This is a genomic window from Pseudoxanthomonas beigongshangi (genome assembly GCF_016820515.1).
In the GTDB taxonomy this organism is placed as follows: Bacteria; Pseudomonadota; Gammaproteobacteria; order Xanthomonadales; family Xanthomonadaceae; genus Pseudoxanthomonas_A; species Pseudoxanthomonas_A beigongshangi.
The window spans coordinates 13,119-32,120 of sequence record NZ_JADHDV010000032.1; the positions used below are offsets into that span (position 1 = coordinate 13,119).

The 19,002-nt window shown below is 63.1% G+C and carries 16 protein-coding genes and 1 tRNA gene; 8 read left to right on the forward strand and 9 right to left on the reverse strand.

Annotation, left to right across the window (positions count from 1 at the left end; genetic code table 11):
• Window positions 1-15 precede the first annotated feature (15 nt).
• On the reverse strand, window positions 16-984 hold the full coding sequence (gene msrP / locus IQ458_RS17560; RefSeq protein WP_192198754.1) for a protein-methionine-sulfoxide reductase catalytic subunit MsrP: 969 nt from the start codon (window positions 982-984) through the stop codon (window positions 16-18).
• Between the two features lie 211 nt (window positions 985-1,195).
• Here msrP and serC point away from each other — a divergent pair, with 211 nt between their 5' ends.
• From serC to aroA, 3 genes are all read left to right on the forward strand, one after another.
• On the forward strand, window positions 1,196-2,281 hold the full coding sequence (gene serC / locus IQ458_RS17565; RefSeq protein ID WP_183636867.1) for a phosphoserine transaminase: 1,086 nt from the start codon (window positions 1,196-1,198) through the stop codon (window positions 2,279-2,281).
• A gap of 93 nt (window positions 2,282-2,374) precedes the next feature.
• Window positions 2,375-3,535, forward strand: coding sequence for a prephenate dehydratase (gene pheA, locus IQ458_RS17570; RefSeq protein ID WP_192198752.1), 1,161 nt, complete (start codon window positions 2,375-2,377; stop codon window positions 3,533-3,535).
• Between the two features lie 102 nt (window positions 3,536-3,637).
• Window positions 3,638-4,939 carry a 3-phosphoshikimate 1-carboxyvinyltransferase gene (aroA, locus tag IQ458_RS17575; protein WP_183636862.1) on the forward strand — a complete coding sequence of 434 codons (1,302 nt, stop codon included), beginning with the start codon at window positions 3,638-3,640 and terminating at the stop codon, window positions 4,937-4,939.
• 161 nt (window positions 4,940-5,100) lie between these two features.
• Here the strand turns inward: aroA and IQ458_RS17580 are convergent, their stop codons facing one another.
• Both IQ458_RS17580 and IQ458_RS17585 read right to left on the reverse strand, forming a co-directional pair.
• Window positions 5,101-5,676 carry an energy transducer TonB gene (locus tag IQ458_RS17580; protein ID WP_235996947.1) on the reverse strand — a complete coding sequence of 192 codons (576 nt, stop codon included), beginning with the start codon at window positions 5,674-5,676 and terminating at the stop codon, window positions 5,101-5,103.
• Between the two features lie 154 nt (window positions 5,677-5,830).
• Window positions 5,831-6,490, reverse strand: a complete 660-nt coding sequence (locus IQ458_RS17585; protein ID WP_203323627.1) for an energy transducer TonB — start codon at window positions 6,488-6,490, stop codon at window positions 5,831-5,833.
• A gap of 115 nt (window positions 6,491-6,605) precedes the next feature.
• Between IQ458_RS17585 and serS the strand changes: the two genes are divergently transcribed.
• Window positions 6,606-7,886, forward strand: a complete 1,281-nt coding sequence (gene serS, locus IQ458_RS17590; protein WP_183636853.1) for a serine--tRNA ligase — start codon at window positions 6,606-6,608, stop codon at window positions 7,884-7,886.
• A 133-nt stretch (window positions 7,887-8,019) separates the two neighbouring features.
• On the opposite strand, the gene IQ458_RS17595 is transcribed toward serS, so the two are convergent.
• Together IQ458_RS17595 and IQ458_RS17600 are read right to left on the reverse strand one after the other, a co-directional pair.
• Entirely contained in the window at window positions 8,020-8,760 is a 741-nt protein-coding gene (locus IQ458_RS17595) for a DNA alkylation repair protein (RefSeq protein WP_235996949.1), read from the reverse strand.
• Window positions 8,761-8,897: 137 nt separating this feature from the next.
• Window positions 8,898-9,473 carry an FMN-dependent NADH-azoreductase gene (locus IQ458_RS17600; protein WP_203323629.1) on the reverse strand — a complete coding sequence of 192 codons (576 nt, stop codon included), beginning with the start codon at window positions 9,471-9,473 and terminating at the stop codon, window positions 8,898-8,900.
• Between the two features lie 116 nt (window positions 9,474-9,589).
• Between IQ458_RS17600 and IQ458_RS17605 the strand changes: the two genes are divergently transcribed.
• Together IQ458_RS17605 and IQ458_RS17610 are read left to right on the forward strand one after the other, a co-directional pair.
• Window positions 9,590-10,597, forward strand: a complete 1,008-nt coding sequence (locus tag IQ458_RS17605; protein ID WP_183636847.1) for a LysR family transcriptional regulator — start codon at window positions 9,590-9,592, stop codon at window positions 10,595-10,597.
• Between the two features lie 261 nt (window positions 10,598-10,858).
• Window positions 10,859-10,948: transfer RNA gene (locus tag IQ458_RS17610), tRNA-Ser, on the forward strand.
• Between the two features lie 203 nt (window positions 10,949-11,151).
• Here IQ458_RS17610 and IQ458_RS17615 read toward each other — a convergent pair.
• Window positions 11,152-11,445, reverse strand: coding sequence for a hypothetical protein (locus IQ458_RS17615; RefSeq protein ID WP_203323630.1), 294 nt, complete (start codon window positions 11,443-11,445; stop codon window positions 11,152-11,154).
• Between the two features lie 207 nt (window positions 11,446-11,652).
• Between IQ458_RS17615 and IQ458_RS17620 the strand changes: the two genes are divergently transcribed.
• A complete protein-coding gene (locus tag IQ458_RS17620; RefSeq protein WP_203323631.1) occupies window positions 11,653-12,102 on the forward strand; it encodes a hypothetical protein in 450 nt (149 codons plus the stop codon).
• Window positions 12,103-12,275: 173 nt separating this feature from the next.
• Here IQ458_RS17620 and IQ458_RS17625 read toward each other — a convergent pair whose 3' ends face one another.
• The 3 genes from IQ458_RS17625 to IQ458_RS17635 all read right to left on the reverse strand — a co-directional run bounded on the left by IQ458_RS17625 (window position 12,276) and on the right by IQ458_RS17635 (window position 18,108).
• Entirely contained in the window at window positions 12,276-14,873 is a 2,598-nt protein-coding gene (locus tag IQ458_RS17625; protein ID WP_203323632.1) for a DEAD/DEAH box helicase, read from the reverse strand.
• A 3-nt stretch (window positions 14,874-14,876) separates the two neighbouring features.
• Window positions 14,877-17,000 (reverse strand): site-specific DNA-methyltransferase, encoded by a 2,124-nt coding sequence (locus IQ458_RS17630; RefSeq protein ID WP_328805222.1) that lies wholly within the window; start codon window positions 16,998-17,000, stop codon window positions 14,877-14,879.
• Between the two features lie 211 nt (window positions 17,001-17,211).
• Window positions 17,212-18,108, reverse strand: a complete 897-nt coding sequence (locus IQ458_RS17635) for a hypothetical protein (protein ID WP_203323634.1) — start codon at window positions 18,106-18,108, stop codon at window positions 17,212-17,214.
• Window positions 18,109-18,370: 262 nt separating this feature from the next.
• Here IQ458_RS17635 and IQ458_RS17640 point away from each other — a divergent pair, with 262 nt between their 5' ends.
• Window positions 18,371-18,940 (forward strand): recombinase family protein, encoded by a 570-nt coding sequence (locus tag IQ458_RS17640; protein ID WP_203323635.1) that lies wholly within the window; start codon window positions 18,371-18,373, stop codon window positions 18,938-18,940.
• Window positions 18,941-19,002: the final 62 nt, after the last annotated feature.

Sequence of the window (19,002 nt, forward strand, 5' to 3'; positions counted from 1 at the left end):
CAATCGCATATCACTTCAATACCACTTCTTCAGATCCAGCCCCGCGTACATCGAGGCGACCTGCGGACCGTAACCGTTGAACAGGCGGGTCGGGATGCGCTCGGCGAACACCCGGTTGGTGGTGCCGGCGATGCGGCGTTCGGTCTTCTGGCTCCAGCGCGGGTGATCGACGGCCGGATTGACGTTGGAGAAGAACCCGTACTCCGACGGCTGCAGTTCGTGCCAGGCGGTCTCGGGCATCTTCTCCACGAAGGTGATCGCCACGATCGACTTGATGCTCTTGAAGCCGTATTTCCACGGCACCACCAGCCGCAGCGGCGCGCCGTTCTGCTGCGGCAGTGGCTTGCCGTACAAGCCGGTGGCGAGCAGGGTCAGCGGGTGCATCGCCTCGTCGATGCGCAGGCCCTCCTTGTAGGGCCACTCGATCGAGCGGTAGCGGATGCCCGGCATCTGCACCGGATCGGCCAGGGTGGTGAAGGCGACGTAGCGGGCCTTGGAGGTCGGCGCGAACTTCTTCAACACCGCGCCCAGCGGCACGCCCAGCCAGGGAATCACCATCGACCAGCCTTCCACGCAGCGCAGCCGGTAGACCCGCTCCTCCGGGCTCAGGCCCTTGACCAGATCCTCCAGCGCCAGCTTGCCCGGACGCTCGCATTCGCCGCCGACCACCACCGACCACGGCGAGGTGCGCAGGGTCTTGCGGGCGGTGGACGGGTCGGCCTTGCCGGTGCCGAACTCATAGAAGTTGTTGTAGGTGGTGACGTCCTCGTAGCGGGTCAGCGCCTCGTCGGTCCGGAAGCCCGAGCGGACCTGTTCGGGCGTCAGCGCGGTCCGGGGCGGCGGCGGCGGTTCGGCGTCGGCGCAGCCGGCCAGCGCCAGGGCGGGGGCGAACGCCATCGCGCGCAGCAGATCGCGGCGCTGGCGGTAGACCGCTTCATCGGTGATTTCGGAAGCGGGAATCCTGAGGGCATCCCGGAGGGACATGGGAAACTCCAAACGACAGTCGTGGACAGGAAAACAGAGGCGCCAATCGCCCGGAAGGTTTCGCCGGAATCCGCGTCGCGTCGCTCCGACGGCATTCCGTTTATACGCCGGACAGCCTGCGCCGCGCGAAAAAAGACCGGGCCGGGCGGGAAAGGTTGCCCCTGCAACTGATGCACTGCGGCATACTACGGCTTCCCCGTTCAGGTGCCTTATGACGCGCGCGTTCAACTTCAGTGCCGGTCCCGCCACCCTTCCCGAACCGGTATTGCGGCAGGCGCAGGCCGAAATGCTGGAATGGAACGGTGTCGGCGCCTCCATCGTCGAAATCAGTCATCGCAGCGCGGACTTCATCGCGGTGGCCGCCCAGGCCGAAGCGGATCTGCGGACCCTGCTGTCCATCCCCGACGATTACGCCGTGCTGTTCCTGGCCGGCGGCGCCACCACCCAGCAGGCGCTGCTGCCGCTGAACTTCGCCGCTCCGGGGCAGGCTGTGGACTACGTGGTCAGTGGCCACTGGGGCAAGACCGCGGTCAAGCAGGCCAAGCCGTACGTGGCCGTCAACGTGGCCGCCGACGGCGAGCCGGGCGGGTTCCGCGACATTCCGACCCGCACCGACTGGCGGTTGAGCGACGACGCGGCCTATGTGCATATCACCGCCAACGAAACCATCCACGGCCTCGAGTTCCGCGACGTACCGGACGTGGGCGCAGCGCCGCTGTTCGCCGACTTCAGCTCGAATATCGCCTCCGAACCATTGGACGTTTCGAAGTTCGGGCTGATCTACGCCGGCGCGCAGAAGAACCTCGGCCCGGTCGGTATCTCGGTGGTCATCGTCCGCCGCGACCTGCTGGAACGCGCCGGCCAGCCACGCGCCGACATCTTCGACTACCGCTCGCACGCCGCGCGCGATTCGATGCTCAATACGCCGCCTACCTGGAACTGGTACCTGCTGGGCCTGACCGTGAAGTGGATGCTGGACGAAGGCGGTGTCGCCGAGTTCGCGCGCCGCAACGCGGCCAAGTCGGCGCTGATCTACCAGGCCATCGACGGCTCGGGCGGCTTCTACCGCAACGAGGTGGCGACCGCGGTGCGCTCGCGGATGAACATCCCGTTCTTCCTGCCGGACGAGGAACTGACCGCGCGCTTCGTCAGCGAGTCGAAGCAGGCCGGCCTGCTGGCGCTGAAGGGCCACAAGGCGGTCGGCGGCATCCGCGCTTCGCTGTACAACGCCATGCCGCTGGCCGGCGCGCAGGCGCTGGCGGATTTCATGCGCGACTTCCAGCAGCGCAATGGTTGAACGATTTCACTGTGGGAGCGACGTCAGTCGCGACTACACGGTTTCCGGTCGCGACTGACGTCGCTCCCACAAGAAGCATCAGAGAACAGACACATGGCCGCAAAGCCCAGGAAAACCGCCGGCAAGACCACCAAGCCGCCCGCTCGCGGCAAGGCCGCCGTATCCGCTGTCGCCGCACCGGTGCTGGCCGACGTGCGCGCCAAGATCGACGGCATCGACCGCGAGATCCAGGAGCTGATCGCCGAGCGCGCGCGCTTCGCCCACCAGGTCGGCAAGGCCAAGGGCAAGCTGGCCGCGGCGGTGGACTACTACCGCCCCGAGCGCGAGGCGCAGGTGCTGCGGATGGTGGTGGACCGCAACGAGGGTCCGCTCAGCGACGAAGTGCTGGTGCACGTGTTCCGCGAAATCATGTCCGCCTGCCTGGCCCAGCAGGAGCCGTTGAAGATCGGCTTCCTCGGACCGGAAGGCACCTTCAGCCAGCAGGCCGTGCTCAAGCACTTCGGCCGTTCGGCGCATGGCCTGCCGCTGGCGAGCATCGAGGAAGTGTTCCAGGAAGTGGAAAGCGGCAACGCCGATTTCGGCGTGGTGCCGGTGGAGAACTCGGGGCAGGGCACCATCCAGGTCACCCTGGACATGTTCCTTACCTCCAACCTGAAGATCTGCGGCGAAGTCGAGCTGCGCGTGCACCAGTTCCTGCTCTCGCGCACCGGCCGCATCGACGACATCGAGCGCATCTACGGCCACCCGCAATCCTTCGCCCAGACCGCCGGCTGGCTGCGCGCCAACCTGCCCAAGGTCGAGAAGATTCCGGTGTCCAGCAACGCCGAGGGCGCGCGCCGTGCGCGCAACTCCGATGACGCCGCCTGCATCGCCGGCGAGAGCGCCGGCCATGTCTACGGCCTCAAGAAAGTGGTGATGAGCCCGATCCAGGACGACAAGGACAATACCACCCGCTTCCTGGTCATCGGCCGCAGCATCTTCCCGCCGTCGGGCCACGACCGTACTTCGGTGCTGGTCTTCATCCATGACAAGCCCGGCGCGCTGTTCGACGTGCTCAGCCCGTTCGCGCGCCACGGCATCAGCATGAACCGGATCGAATCGCGGCCCTCGCACCACGCCAAGTGGGAATACGGTTTCTTCATCGATCTGGCCGGCCACGTCGACGACGAAGGCATGAAGCAGGCCCTGGCCGAACTCGAGGCGCATTCCGCCCAGATCAAGATCCTCGGCTCCTACCCGGTGGCGGTGCCTTGAGGGCCGGGATTGGGGAGTCGGGATTCGGGATTCGTTGAAAGCGAACTCCGACCGGCTCTCCGCTCCCCACCGAATCCCCAATCCCGAATCACGAATCCCCCAATGAACGACTGGATTGCATCCCCCGGACAGCCGCTGCGCGGCGAGCTGACCATTCCCGGCGACAAGTCGGTGTCGCATCGCGCGGTGATGTTCGCCGCGCTGGCCGATGGCGTCTCGCAGATCGATGGCTTCCTGGAGGGCGAGGACACCCGCGCCACCGCCGCGATTTTCCAGAAACTCGGCGTGCGCATCGAAACCCCTTCGCCATCGCGCCGCATCGTGCATGGTGTCGGCGTGGACGGGCTGAAGGCGGCGGCCGGTGAACTCGATTGCGGCAATGCCGGCACCGGCATGCGCCTGCTGGCCGGCCTGCTGGCGGCGCAGCCGTTCGACAGCGTGCTGGTCGGCGACGAATCGTTGTCGCGCCGGCCGATGCGGCGCATCACCGGACCGCTGGCGCGCATGGGCGCGCGCATCGACACCGAAGAGGGCGGCCTGCCGCCGCTGCGCATCCACGGTGGCCAGCCGCTGCAGGGCATCGACTACACCCTGGAAGTCGCCAGCGCGCAGGTGAAGTCGGCGGTGCTGCTGGCCGGCCTGTACGCGCAGGGCGAGACCATCGTCCACGAACCGCACCCCACGCGCGATTACACCGAGCGCATGCTGGCCGCGTTCGGCGCCGACATCGAATTCTCGCCCGGCCACGCGCGCCTGCGCGGCGGCCAGCGCCTGCGCGCGACCGATGTGGTGGTGCCGGCGGACTTTTCGTCCTCGGCGTTCTTCCTGGTCGCCGCCAGCATCGTGCCCGGTTCGGAACTGCGCCTGCGCGCGGTCGGACTCAATCCGCGCCGGACCGGCCTGTTGACCGCGCTGCGTCTGATGGGCGCGGACATCCGCGAGGAAAACCGGGCGGAGCAGGGCGGTGAACCGGTCGCCGATCTGGTCGTGCGATACGCGCCGCTGCGCGGTATCGAAGTGCCCGAGGCGCTGGTGCCGGACATGATCGACGAGTTCCCCGCGCTGTTCGTCGCCGCGGCTTGCGCCGAAGGCCCGACCGTGGTGCGTGGCGCCGCCGAACTGCGGGTCAAGGAATCCGATCGGCTTGCGACGATGGCTGCGGGCCTGCGCACGCTGGGCCTGCAGGTGGACGAAACTCCCGATGGCGGCACCATCCATCCGGGCACCCTGCAGGGCGGCCACATCGACAGCCACGGCGATCACCGCATCGCGATGTCGTTCGCGGTCGCCGGCCAGCGCAGCGGCGGCGAAGTGCGGGTCGGCGACATCGCCAACGTCGCCACCTCGTTCCCCGGTTTCGACACCCTGGCGACCGGCGCCGGCTTCGCCTTGCGACCTGCGTGAGCGAACTGCTGGCCTGTGGGAGCGACGTCAGTCGCGATTGAAATCATCCCGAGCCTGACGGACGACGGTCGCGACTGACGTCGCTCCCACAATGACGGAAGAAAAAAGGGAAGCCATCACCGGCTTCCCTTTTTCGATTTATGGTTTCATCAGTCCGGGCTTCAAATCGGCTTGAAGTCGACCGGCACCTGCACCGTGCTGGCGACCGCCTTGCCGTTGCGCAAGGCCGGTTCGAAACGCCACTTGCGCACGGCCTGCACCGCGGCGCGATCCAGATCGCGATTACCGCTGCGGCGGACCACGTCGACATCGACCGGCTGGCCGCTGGCGTCGAGTTCGGCGCGCACCATCACCGTGCCGCCGATGCCGGCGCGAAGCGCGGCAGCCGGATATTGCGGCGAGGGATTGCCGGTCATCAGCCGCGGCCCCTGCGAACGAGGGGCACGCTCGGCGGAAGCGACGCTGCGGCGCTGTTCGGCGCGCGGCTTGTCGGTGCGGGAAGCCGCAGCGGTGGCCTCGTCGTCGGGCACGACGGCGGGCGCGGTCACCGGGGGAGCGGCACTTTCCAGTGGCAGCGATGCCGGTTGGCGCTGCTTGTACCACGCCACTCCGGCCGCCACGACGGCAAGCAGGGCAATCACCCACAACAACACCAGGGATGCGTTCTTCTCCCGTGGCGGCGTCGTATCAGCCGTTTCGGCGGGACTCCATTCGGGCTGGGGATGCGTACGGGCCATGGAAAAACCTCCTCGTCCACGCGTTGCTGCGTTGGCATCGAGTCTTGCATGGAGGTTTGTTGGCATCGCGTGAGCGGCCGGTAAAGTCGCCCGGATCGGGAAAGTCACGATTCAGCTGGCGCGCCGCCGGTTCAGCTGCGCGCCAGTTCCCGGCTCATTGCTGCAGATTGAAGTCGATCGGAACGACCACGCTGGACGCCACTGGTTGGCCGTCGCGCTGGGCCGGATTGAAGCGCCAGCGGCGGACCGCGTCGAGCGCGGCGCGATCCAGATCGCGCGAGCCGCTGCGGGCCTCGACGGACACGTCGGTGGGCACGCCGTCGACACCGACTTCGACCCGCACCATCACCGTGCCGGCATCGCCCCGGCGCAACGCGGCGGCGGGATAGTCGGGCGGGGGCGTCTGGCCTGCCATCGGTACCGGCTGGTCGCCGGGCGCCAGCGCCACGCCGGCGGCCGGTGCCGCGGGCGCATCCGGTACCGCGGGAGCGGCCGGTGCCGGGGCTTCCTCGATCGGTGCCGGCATCGGTGCCTGTTCGACCAGTTGCGGACGCCCGTTGCCGTCTTGGCGGGGTTCTTCCAGGCCGCTGGCGCCACCGCGCGCGGGCAGGGGTTCGGGCAGCGCCTCCACCACCGGCTTGTTGCCCTCGACCGTGGCCTCGGGCTGGTAGAAGCCGTCGTCGCCGCGGCCGACCAGCCAGACAATCACGAACAGCAGCAGCCCGGCGCCGAAGGCGATGCCGGCGATGCGCAGGGTGCGGCGGGGCAGGCGGAACACGAGTTCGGAATCCGGGGATTCGCGGGAAGCGGACATGGAAGGCACCGTGGTGGCTGCGCCGATTCTGACACGCCCGGGGTGAACGCTGCGAGGCATGACGGCGCATAAAAGGCGATAATCGGCGTCCTGCCGCATATCCGTTCCGAATCCCATGCTCGATCCCGCCCTGCTTCGCACCCAGACCGCTGAACTCGCCCAACGCCTGAAGGACAGCCGGGGTTTCGACCTTGACGTGTCCCGGCTGGCCGAACTGGAGTCGTCGCGCAAGCAGATCCAGAAGCGCACCGAGGAACTTCAGAACCTCCGCAACACCCGTTCCAAGGCGATTGGCCAAGCCAAGGCCAAGGGCGAGGACGTGGCCGCGCTGATGGCCGAGGTGGCCGGTTTCGGCGACGAACTCAAGGCCTCGGAAGTGAAACTGGAGGAGATCCGCGGCGCGATCGAGGCGATCGCGCTGGGCATTCCCAACCTGCCGCATGCCAGCGTCCCGAACGGCGGCGACGAGAGCCAGAACGTCGAACAGCATCGCTGGGGCGCCCCGCCGGCGTTCGACTTCCCGGTCAAGGACCATGTGGAACTCGGCGCCCGCCACGGCTGGCTGGATGGCGATACCGCCGCCAAGATTTCCGGCGCGCGCTTCACCGTGCTGCGTGGCCAATTGGCCCGCCTGCACCGCGCGCTGGCGCAGTTCATGCTGGACCTGCATACCGGCGAACACGGCTACGAGGAAACCAACGTGCCGCTGATCGTCAACGCCGAAAGCCTGTATGGCACCGGCCAGTTGCCCAAGTTCGAAGAGGACATGTTCAGCACCCAGCTGGGCGAGCACAAACGCTACCTGATCTCCACCTCCGAGATCTCGCTGACCAACATCGTCCGCGACGAAATCGTCGACGACGCGCGCCTGCCGCTGCGCATGACCGCGCATTCGCTATGCTTCCGCTCCGAGGCCGGCAGCAGCGGCCGCGACGTACGCGGCTTCATCCGCCAGCACCAGTTCGAGAAGGTGGAACTGGTCTCGATCGCTCGCCCCGCGGAAAGCTACGACGAGCACGAACGCATGACCCGCAGCGCGGAAGTGGTGCTGGAAAAGCTGGGCCTGCCGTACCGCCGCATGCTGCTGTGCTCGGGCGACATGGGTTTCTCCGCCACCAAGACCTACGATCTGGAAGTCTGGCTGCCGTCGCAGCAGACCTACCGCGAAATTTCCTCGTGCTCCAACTGCGAGGATTTCCAGGCCCGCCGCATGCAGGCGCGCTGGCGCAATCCGGCCACCGGCAAGCCCGAGCCGGTGCACACCCTAAACGGCTCAGGCACCGCGGTGGGCCGCGCGCTGATCGCGGTGATGGAGAACTACCAGAACGCCGATGGTTCGATCACCGTGCCCGAAGTACTGCGCCCCTACATGGGCGGCGTCGACCGCATCGCCTGATCCGCGCGCGAACCCCGTAGAGCGGAGCTTGCTCCGCTGCCAGGTTCCTTCGTCCGTTCTCCAACCGAGAAACCCCGGCTCCACGCCTCCTCCTTCGAAGAAGGGGGACTGAGGGGGATTTGCTCTTGGCCGCTCAGCGCCGCGCCAACCGCTGCGCAACCTGCGGGCGGGTCAGATCGCGCAGCGCGTCCTTGCCTATCCAGCGTTCGGTGGCGTCTTCCGAGGCCGCCAGCCGACGAGCCAGCGCAACGGCCGTTGCATGCAACCCGGCGCGACGCTGGCCGATGGCCCGCAACGCCCAGCTGACCGCTTTCCTGACGAAGTTGCGCGGATCGATAGCGGCTGCCTCGACCAATCGCAATCCTTCGGCGAATCCGTCATCGGCCGCCGTCTTGTCGTGCACCGCCAGGCCGGCGAGCAGGGCGAACGCAGCGCGCTTCTCGAACTCGCCACGCCGGCCGCTCCATTGCGCCACCTTGCGCCAGGCATGCGGGCTGCGATCGAACAGGTGGAAGCACAGGGTGTCGCAGACGGCCCAGTTGTCGAAGTCGCGGCACCAGCGGTCCATCTGCGCGGTACCCAGCTGCGCGGGATCGGCAACGAAGGCGACCAGCAGGCGCGCCTCGTACACGCCGGTGTCCCACAGGGCCGGCGCCAGCGCGGGCTGGCGTCCGATGCGCTTGCCGATGGCCTGGATCTTCGCCATCGGTACGCCCAGGGCGTGATCGTCGGGAATGCCGAAACGGGCGAGTCCTTCCCGATGGGAGGCACTTGCCTGTTGCTTCAGCATCTCCAGCGCCTGAATGGCGCTCACCGGCTCGATGGTGGCGGCCTTGCGGAAAGCGGTGCGCGTGGGCTTCTTGGCGACGGGCATGGGCAAGGCGGCGATCAGATGCGCGCAAGCATAGCCACGCGGCGTGGCTCATGTCCCGCGCCGGTGAGGCGGACAAAAAAAGGCCCGCTTGCGCGGGCCCGGAGAGAGGAACTGCCAGGAACAGGGATGCCGGGTGATCAGGCCGCCAGGCGCTGCGGAACCGGAATCGACGCCAGTGCGCTGGCGAGCGCATCGACGCGGTGCTGCGGCGAATAGTTCACGCCCTCGGCGCGCACGAATTCCACGTCGGTGATGCCCATGAATCCCAGCACGAACTTCAGGTAGGCCTCCTGGAAGTCGCTGGCGGCGCCGTGGATGCCGCCGCGGCCGCTGGCGATGATCACCTTCTTGTTGCCGGCCAGGCCTTCCGGACCCTTCTCGGTGTAGCGGAAGGTGCGTCCGGCCACGGCGACGCGGTCAATCCAGGCTTTCAGGGTCGACGGAATGCCGAAGTTGTACATCGGCGCCCCGATGACCACGACGTCCGCGTCCAGGAACTGCTGGAGCGTTTCTTCGCTGGCGGCGGCCACCGCCGGATCAGCCTTGGCCAGTACCGGTCCGGTCAGGTGGGGCAGGGGAGCGGCATCCAGATCGCGATAGGTGACCTTCAGACCAGGCACCTGGTCCTGCCAACGGGCTACGATGGCGGCGGTGAGTTGGCGGGTGACCGAGTTGTCGGCCAGCGCGCTGCTGTCGATGTGCAATAGTTTCATGATGGCTTTGTCGGGTGGATGCGGCCGTGCCGCGTTGGATGCCATCTTGGGTTGTTGCGAAAACAGGATAAAGATGGTCTAATATCACTGATTGTTCTGATAATGGAACTATAGTCATGCAGCACGACCTCAACGACCTCTATTACTTCGCCATGGTGGTCGACCACGGCGGCTTCGCCGCGGCCGAGCGCGCTCTGGGCATTCCCAAGTCGCGGCTGAGCCGGCGCATCAGCCAGCTGGAAACCGATCTGGGCGTGCGCCTTCTGCAGCGTTCCACCCGCCGCTTCGCGGTGACCGACGTGGGCATGAGCGTGCACCGGCATGCGCAAACGATGCTGGCCGAAGCCCAGGCCGCGCGCGAGGTGGTCGATCGCCTCAGCGCCGAGCCGCGCGGCGTGGTGCGGGTCAGCGTGCCGGTGGCGGTGGCGCAGATGCAATTGCCGAAGATCCTGCCCAAGTTCCTCGACAAGTACCCGAAGGTGCGGTTGCAGTTGCATGTCAACAACCGGCGCGTGGACATCATCAACGAAGGCTACGACGTGGCGCTGCGCGTGCGCGCCAAGCTCGACGATGACGGCAGCCTGGTGATGCGCAGCTTCGGCCAGATCCAGGAATTGCTGGTCGCCAGTCCGAAGTACCTCAACCGCGCCGGACGCCCGCAGGCGCCGGAAGATCTGACCAATCACGTCACCCTGAGCATCAGCGAGGACGAGGCGCGCCAGCGCTGGGAACTGCATGGTCCGGACGGCGAGGTGCGCCGGGTCGAACTGCAGCCGCGCCTGGCCGGATTCGACTTCCCGCTGCTGCAGGCGATGGCAAAGGACGGCTACGGCATCACCCTGTTGCCGGAAACCGTCTGCGCCGAAGCCGTGCGCAAGGGCGAACTGGAAGTGGTGCTGCCGGAATGGTCGCTGCCGCAGGGCATCTGCCACGCGGTGTTTGCCTCCCGTCGCGGCCTGCTGCCGGCGGTGCGGGTGTTCATCGACTTCCTGGCAGAACACCTGCCCCAGCAGATCGAAGCCTCGCGCCTGGACTGCGGCGGCAAGTGCTCGGAGGCGGCGGAAAGGGCGCTGGAACTGGCCCTGGACAACGCCCGGGCCGGCAAGGTCAAGAAGGCCTCGTAAGCACGCGCACGGGCTTCATGCGAAAATGCGCCGGCCCGACAGGGCTGGCCTGCAGCGCCTGCCACCGCGGGTCGATGGTCATACCGGCGAACCGATGCAACGCATCGGCGGGATGCAGCAGATACAACGGAGAGATGGCCGAGCGGTTTAAGGCACCGGTCTTGACTGCGAAGGCCAAAGGCCGAAGCGAACATCGACCGCAGGTCGATGGTCAAACCGGCGAACCGATGCGAAGCATCGGCGGAATACAGCAGATACAACGGAGAGATGGCCGAGCGGTTTAAGGCACCGGTCTTGAAAACCGGCGAAGGGTCAAACCTTCCGTGGGTTCGAATCCCACTCTCTCCGCCAATATAAAATGCAACATCATGATTATAANAAACCGGCGAAGGGTCAAACCTTCCGTGGGTTCGAATCCCACTCTCTCCGCCAATATAAAATGCAACATCATGATTATAAAGGATGTTGCATTGAATGGCCGGCTTGTTCCCTGCATTGTTCCCTACCAAAAAGGTAGGTGCCCATTTCTGCCGTTCTCATCGGCTATTGAATGGTCACTCGGTTGAAGTGATGGGCTGCCGCACGTATTGCCGCGTCCCTCGCTTCTTCCGCTTGGGAGGCGTCGCTAGCCCTAATCTTTTGAAGACACGGCCGACCTGCGTTGCGGTCCAGCGCCCACCTTTCCGGGTAGGCCAGTTGTTGTCATTGAGCCAGTCTGCATAGTCAACATGGAGCATGCCGGGGTAGTGCCGGGAAGCTTCCAGCAGCATTTCTGCCGTCTTTCTGGCGTATTCGTCTGCGAGCTTCAGCCGCTTGCCGTTAGCCGCATCGGTGTCGGTGTTGCGCACCTTGCGAAGGTCTGGGCTGCCACCGGGTCTGGCCAAGTCAGGCCTCGTAATTGCGAAATGTAAATAGTGCCGATAAGTATTGCACGAGAGCACTCATACGCAACGCTCTTGAAGGCATAGGCAGTGGAAGGCACGGATTCAACGAAATCGAGAACAGCGCTACAGGTACAGACCGCCGATTGGCTCCTTCGCGGGGAGCACAACGTCATGGTGACACTGACCTTCAGCGGCGATGACGGGGTGAGCTATAAGTTTGCGGAGAAGGCATTCGGCACCTTCGCCCACAAGCTCAAATGCTACCTGTTCGGTAAGAACTCGAAGAAGCGAATCGCCATGTGTCCAATAGTCGAGAACTTCGGTACGGAAATGATGTGGAACACATCACCGGCCGGAGTGCGACAAGGAACGCACATTCATTGCCTCATGCGCTTGCCCGGTAGCCCGATGGACCACAGGGACGTGGTCAACAGGCTCTGGCGAGCTTCAGGGCGACGCTGTGGTGACCCAAGAGTCAATTGCCCCGGCAAAGACGACTGGTACGTTGAGATTGAAACCGGGCACGACAGGGCAGAGTTGACGAACTATGCCTTAAAGAAGTGCAAGGACAATATCGACGGAATTCTCGTGAAATTTGTACCTATTCGGGCTTCGATTTAAGAACTGGATTCACTTCGTATAGAGGCATTTGCCTCGGGGTACATCGCTATCGGATAGCTTAGGGGAGTCAGCTCTCCCCTGATTTATCATTGGATAGCGTGCTTATGACGCATTTTCATCACAACACAATTCTTCATCAATATTGCCTAAATCATATGAATTGTGATGTCGAGTCATTCATAGTCCGAGGCCAAGTTCCCACGAAAGATTGATGCGGCATCAGATGCGTTACGAATGGCGTCTCGAACGTCGGGATGCTTCAAATTGAGGACTCGAAGCACACCGTTGGCCTCGGCCACCGACTCGACGCGACGGTAGGCTGTCGAATGGTTCTCGGCATACGTGGCGAGTCCCTGAAGCTTGGGTAATGCGTCGGCGTACTGAAGCCCGTGAGGGTCAACGAGGTCAGCCACCAGTTTCCCTGCGTGCTCGGCGAAGAAGAGGAAGTCTGGTCTCACGACTTTATGCTGGTCTGCTTCGATGTAGGCAATGCCTAGCGAAGACTGCCCCGGCTGCTGAGGGTTGCGGTACCAGAACTTGAAGCCATCGCGTTTCGACTCGGTCTCTAGGACCTTGCGTTCCCAGCCGTTCAATTCAGCCGGGTACTGCCGTTCCTTGTCGCACAGCAAGTGGTTCTTCCACGTTGGGAGGTCGGTCTCGTTGCCATTCTCAAGCGCTTTCGTCGGCTCAAACTTGGCTTCAGGCTTTACCAGCTCCACGTCCTGCGGGTCAGAACTCATCTCGACAATCTGGCGGTAAGACTCCCTTCGGTCATCGCTCAGCGCCTTAATCTGGGCCCCATACGTGCTGAGCCACGCCTTGGACAGCTTGTCCGCATCGCGGTCGAAGTAGTCCTGAATCTCCGAGACGAGTCCAAGGCCCGCAATGGTCACGCGCGCATCAACAATGGCTTCGAGGAACTCTTCGGGGTCTTCCTCAGGCGTCACAGTCTTCCGAGCAACGTAGTCGGCATACGTGCGCGAAATGTCGGGAGTGAAGATTCGGGATGCACGACGGTAGGCGTCATCTATTACCGCCATGTCAGCGTCCTCGTAGAATTCTTCGAGGCTCTTCGACTTCCCGTGCAGGTCGGCAACAATCGTCTTGCCATCCACAGTCAGGGCAGCCTTCCGCTTCTGGGTCACCTTATCCCCGTGCTCCGAATGGAAGGCATCGAGCGCATTGTGCATCTCGGCATGAGCCTTCTTGCCGGCGTCCGGGAGGATGTCGTCGGACGCAAGCTCATGTGCGAGAGCAGTCAGGCGTTTCGCCGGCTTGGCCCCCTTCTGTGGGCGGGTCTGCGAAGGAAGTGAGGTGAACAAGTCCCAGATGCCTTGCGGTACATCCGGGTTTGGGTTCACTTCGACAGGCTTGATGAGGACGCGCCCCGGCGTGGCTTGGTTGCCATCCTCGCCATCGGTGAGAGCCTTGACCACGCCCTCCACGGTCTTCCGGTCAAATTTGGGGAGCAGGCAGTCCACCGTATTGAGGCGGTCATCGCCCGGGATGCGGCGAGCAAGGGGTGACCGAACCATGCGCCCCAAAAGCTGGGTGATGTGCGTCCGGTCACTGGCAGCGCGGAAGGAAACCATGACTTCGGCGCGAGGGCAGTCCCAGCCAGTGCTGATGGCGTCCTTGGCGATGAGTACACGTACCCAGTGAGCGTCCTGCACACGCTGGGGTTCGATATAGGGAACGTCGCGGTTGCCGTAACGTTGGGTGGTGTGTTCGCCTAACACGTGCGCGAAGCTTCCGGATGGAAGTTCGGGATAACGCTCAATGATGGTGTCCAGCACCCGACCAATCTCGTCCGGATTCGGAGTGTTCGGAACCTGCAGCACCATCAGTGGGATGACGGCGTTTGGGTCGTCTTGACGCTTCGCATAGTCCGCCCAAGCCTCGCTGGACTCCTTGAGCTTGTCCGTTGCCCGGCGCACAAGAACCGTGTCGAAGTCGCCAGTCTCATCAGGGAAGTCGAGGAGGATGGTGTCCTTGATGAGACCGGAGTCCTGCACCTTCGCCGCATCGACGAGCACATCCGGCAGCTTGATGCGCGCAACGGCTCCTTCCATCGCCTTATTGAACCTATCTACGGTAGCCGAGATACCCCAGACGACGGGAATGCCTTTGACGCTGCCAGCGCCGTTGATGAGACGCTGAACAATCGTGCTCTTGGCGGACTGACTGGCAGCAGATGGCTTGCCCATACCGCGATGGGCCTCGTCCAACACCAGATACAAGGTCAGGTCGGGGTCTTCGATGGTGTTCTGGATGGTGTCCCAGATGGTGTACGCCCGGAGGTCGGGGCGGGTCTCGGGGAGCAGGTCGCCAGCGCTGGCCTCTAGTTCGGCTTGGTCATGTCCACGTACCAGCAGTGAGTTCTTGCCGAGCTTCTGCGTGTTCAGGAAGTAGATTTTTCCGGCTTCGAACTTCGGACGGCTAAACGTGTTCTCAACCACCACGAGGGATGTGTGGTTGATGCGGTCGCTCGCTTCCATCAGGCGGAAGCGGGTCTGCTCGTTCAATGAAGGGTCGTCGCTGAACCAGATGACCACCGCCCCGGGGTCCGCGTCAAAGTTCAACTCGTCGTCCCCATGGAAAAGCGCTTCGAAGGCTGCTGCCGCCATGACCGTCTTGCCTGCGCCCGTGACAGCAGACAGCGCGAATGAGGTTGCCTTAGCCTTTGAGCGCCAGAAGTCACGAGCCAAATTTAGGTTGTCCAGTGCGCCTTGAACGGCCTCGCGCTGGTAATCCTTGAGGGTGAACTTCATCCATCAGTCCCCGTTAGCAAAGCTGAAATTGGTCAGGTAAGACTCGTACAGGCGTACTGGCTCGACGGCTTCTGGCATCCGGCTAGCGATTGCTTGGAAGCGTCGGTCGTCGTCCGTCACGATATAGGCCAGCCGAACGCCAGTGTTCTTCTTTACGGCCTTAACAAATTGAGTAGCTGCATCGATATCGACGAGGAGGCCGTAAGTGTCGGCCACATCCCAGCCAGAAGTGGGGAGTTTGTCGATGCGCTTGCCTTCTGCGCCAGCGCGCAACCAGAGCAGCGGAGCGATGCGGGTGAAGGCCATGTTGTAGCTGACTGAGACTGGGGTTTCGTATGAGAGCGTAAAGAACTCCGCGTTCTCCTCGAATCCTTCCGAAATCGGGAAGGCGTCGGTGAACTTGTACTCGCCCTTAATTGGGTCGCCGTTCGGCGTCCTGCCTTCAATGGCCGCGCGAATGCGAGGCTTGGTGATGTGGTCACAGATTCCAAGCATTTCCCAGTCTTGGTCGCCGGGACGCAAGCCCCTCGCCCGGAGAGACTTCTGCTCTTCAGCGCCCACCTCGTTATTGGTAACCGAAATGCATTGACGTCGACCGCCATCTTGGCGATTCAGTCGCATTACAGCATGAGCGGTTGTTCCGGAGCCGCTGAAGAAATCCAACACAATAGCGTTAGGCTTGCTCTTTACGAAAAATCGAAGCGCATCTTCAACTGCGTAGAGAGATTTCGGGAACGGAAATTGCCGATTGGGCAAGAGTGTCCGCAATAGGTCAGAGCCGTGCTTGCCAGCATTGTGACTCTGCCTATTCCATACGGTTTTCCCAACGCGTAGTTTCCGAGCTTCCTCGACAGCTTGAACCTGCCCCTTGTCTCCGGTGCGCTCGACTTCGAGTTTTCCGGACTCGATGGCAGAGATAGTTCCCGACAGAAGGTATTTGAGGCTCCAAGTATTGCGTTCGAGGTCGCGCCCGGAGATGAAGGCGTAACCCTTCTCCACCAGCGCCATGAGTCCGTCACGGTCGCGACGCCACATGCCCAGAGTCCCGTCATTGCGGACTGGCCACGCGACAGGATATCCGTCGATTTCGGTAGCCCTAGAGTCGTCGGGGCCAACGAGTGGTTCCCCAGCACCAACTATTGCCTGACGCGCATCGTCAATGAGGATGGGATAGCAGAGGTTTGGGCGAGCGGAGCGCGTGTTCCCAACCCCGCTGCGGAGAAAGGACTCCCAACTCAGTCCTCCTTTCACTCTACCGTCTTTCGCGTCCATGTCAGTCAGCAGGTTGTCTTCCACCCGCTCTGGCGTGGATTCCCCGAGTCTGGCGAACAATAGGTATTCCTCGACACGCGAGAAGCCGTCACCAGAAGCACCACTGGGATTAATGACGACCGTTACCACCTGAATTCGTGCCTCTGGAAGTAGCTGTTCCAGTAGGAGTCCTAAGCGGTGCACCTCGTTCTCGTCGATTGCGACAATCAGAACACTGTCGTCAGGGTTTAGTAGTTCTTTGGCGACCAAGATGCGACGTTCCATCATCGCCAGCCACTTGCTGTGCCGATAGAGGTCGTCGCTCTCAACGTAGTCGTTGTTGTACTTCCAGTCTCTTGCGCCTGTATTGTAAGGCGGGTCGATGTAGATGGCGTCCACCTTCCCTCGGTGGGTGTAGGTCAGCGCCTTGAGAACGTGATAGTTCTCTCCATTGATGACCGTGTGGTGGGACTTGTCCCCACCGCGCTGAACCTTGCCAGTGCTCACCAGCCCCGGGTAAATGGTGTCGCGGAACTCGGCGACCACCACAAGGTCGTCCAGCATTGCGCTCCGCTTCTCGCTCCCTCCGCTGCTCAGCAGGGCGAGTTCGGCCGCCTTCTTCGTGCGGTCGATGGACGTGACTTGCCACAGACGCTGGTCGCCCTTCTTAGTAGACCCTCGTGGCGGAAGGATGCGGACCTTGTCGCCTTTGCGAACAGGTCGCTGAGGTAGCTCGACAGCTTCCGGGCTGTGGCGCTCGAAGTTCAAGCCAAAGGGCAGCCGGGAGGAAAGTGCCTTGAACTCGCGTTCCAAATCGGCCCCCAGTACAGGTTCCTTTGCCTTGGCTTGGGCGATAAGGTCGGAAATTCGGGACACGCAAACTCCTTTAGTGCTGTGTTGGCAGCCTTCGCACGCTGCCGTTCTGGGATTGCAGACTCGGCTCAAACCGGCTCCGGGGCACCGATGGTCGAACCCCTCCTATGGCCATGAGAGTCAGTCTCATGATTGAAGGAGATTCAACTCTTGCGGCTTCCCCCGGGGTCGTTAGCCCGCTTTCGCTCATGATGGTCATTCGTGCCTGCTGTGGCTAGCCCGCGTCAGGCGTCTCCGGGGCGAAGTCACGCGCCAGCATGGTGGAAGCCGATGATGGGCTGAGAGCGTCGGGACCCGCGTTGCGTTGTGCAATCGCGTACCCCTCAGTCCGGAACCTATCCAGCCTTTCGTGCAGGTCCCCGATTCGGCGAGTGTCTAGAACTAGCCGGAGGGCTGTGCCCGGAACATTGCAGGGGTAGTCAGACTTGCCCCTCTGTTCGAGCAAGATGCCTGAGGTGCCACTGGCGATGAAGAAGTCCCCGCCGTTGCGGCATAGCCGGCTGGTCATGTATAGCCCGTAGCCGGAGTTCTGCCAGTGGTCGTTGGCTCTGCGCCTGACGCCCCGGTACATTTTCCCGGAGATGCTGGGCATTAGAGCGAGCTGGACAGCGGCGCGGTCGGACTCTATCGGGAGGTGAGGGTTCGCCGATAGCGATGCCCTGACGCCAATCCCTGTGTCCAATACAGCGATTTCCACCCGATGGCGGGTTGGCCAATACTGGGCACAGTAGGCCAGTTGCTCGGAATCGGAGTGTTCAACAACGTTCCGAAGGATTTCCCGCATCGAGTAGGTAAGGGTGTCCACGAGTGCCCCGTCCTCCTCCCGTGTGAGTACACGCGCAAGCCTTCCGGACTCCCGGTCAAGGGCCTCGCCAACGTGCTCGTAGGCTTCAGCGGCCTGACCACGAATGGCCTCGACGTTGAGGTGTGTCAAGGGGAGGTAGTTCGCATTCCCCGGGGCCTCCCCCGGGCGATTCCCGTGGTCCAGCCCGAAGGCTTGGAAGAAGCCCATGTGGGCGGGATACGTATTCTCCCGGTGATTCTCCGACCGGAACCGGGTCTGAGGTCGAGATGCCCTAAACCTCTTCAGCTCAGAGGCAAGGAGCGTCATGGTGAAAGGCTCCACCCGTCCCATGCGTCCAAAGTCGAAGACGATTTCCTCAGCATCGTCCAGCGCCCAGAAGCGAGCGCAGAAGTTCAAGACTTCACGAAGGGAAAGGTTTTGGGGGACTCGAACTCGCAAGTGCTGGCCACTTTGGCAACGTGATGGGATTCCGAAAATGTATACCTACTGGAACTGCTCCAAGGGTGTTTCAAAAGTCGTTCCAAAATGGTAGTATCACAAACTCTTAGGCTTTGTGGGACAGCGCGCCATGGAAGTCATTGGGTACGCCCGGGTTTCGTCAGTAGGCCAGTCCCTTGATGTGCAGCTTGAGAAGCTTGCCAAGGCGGGCTGTACGCGCGTCTACAAGGAGAAGCGGTCGGGTAGGCAAGCCGAGACCCGTCCCGAGCTGCAGTCGGCGTTGGGCTACGTCAGGGAGGGGGACGTGCTTGTGGTGAGTCGCCTCGACCGTGTCGCCAGAAGCGTCTTGGACTTGGCGAAGATTGCTGACCTGCTCAACAAGAAGGGCGTCAGCCTTCGTGTACTGGACCAAGGGCTGGACACCTCCACGTCGGAGGGAAAGCTCATGTTCAATCTGCTAGGCGCATTCGCGGAGTTCGAGGCGGACATCCGAGCAGAGCGCCAGCGTGACGGCATTGCCCTTGCCCAACAGAAGGGCATCAAGTTCGGCCGTAAGAAGGCACTGACTGAGGCCCAAGAGATGCGTATCCGTAAGATGCGGGCCGAGGATGGGTTCAGCGTTGAACAACTGGCCGAACGCTTCTCCATCAGTCGTAGCAGCGTGTATCGGGCATTGCAGGCAGACGGAGTTGCCGCTTAGCTGCGGCCAAGAAGACTTATTTGTTGACGCGGCAATGGACCGGCCAGAGTTCTGTAGACACT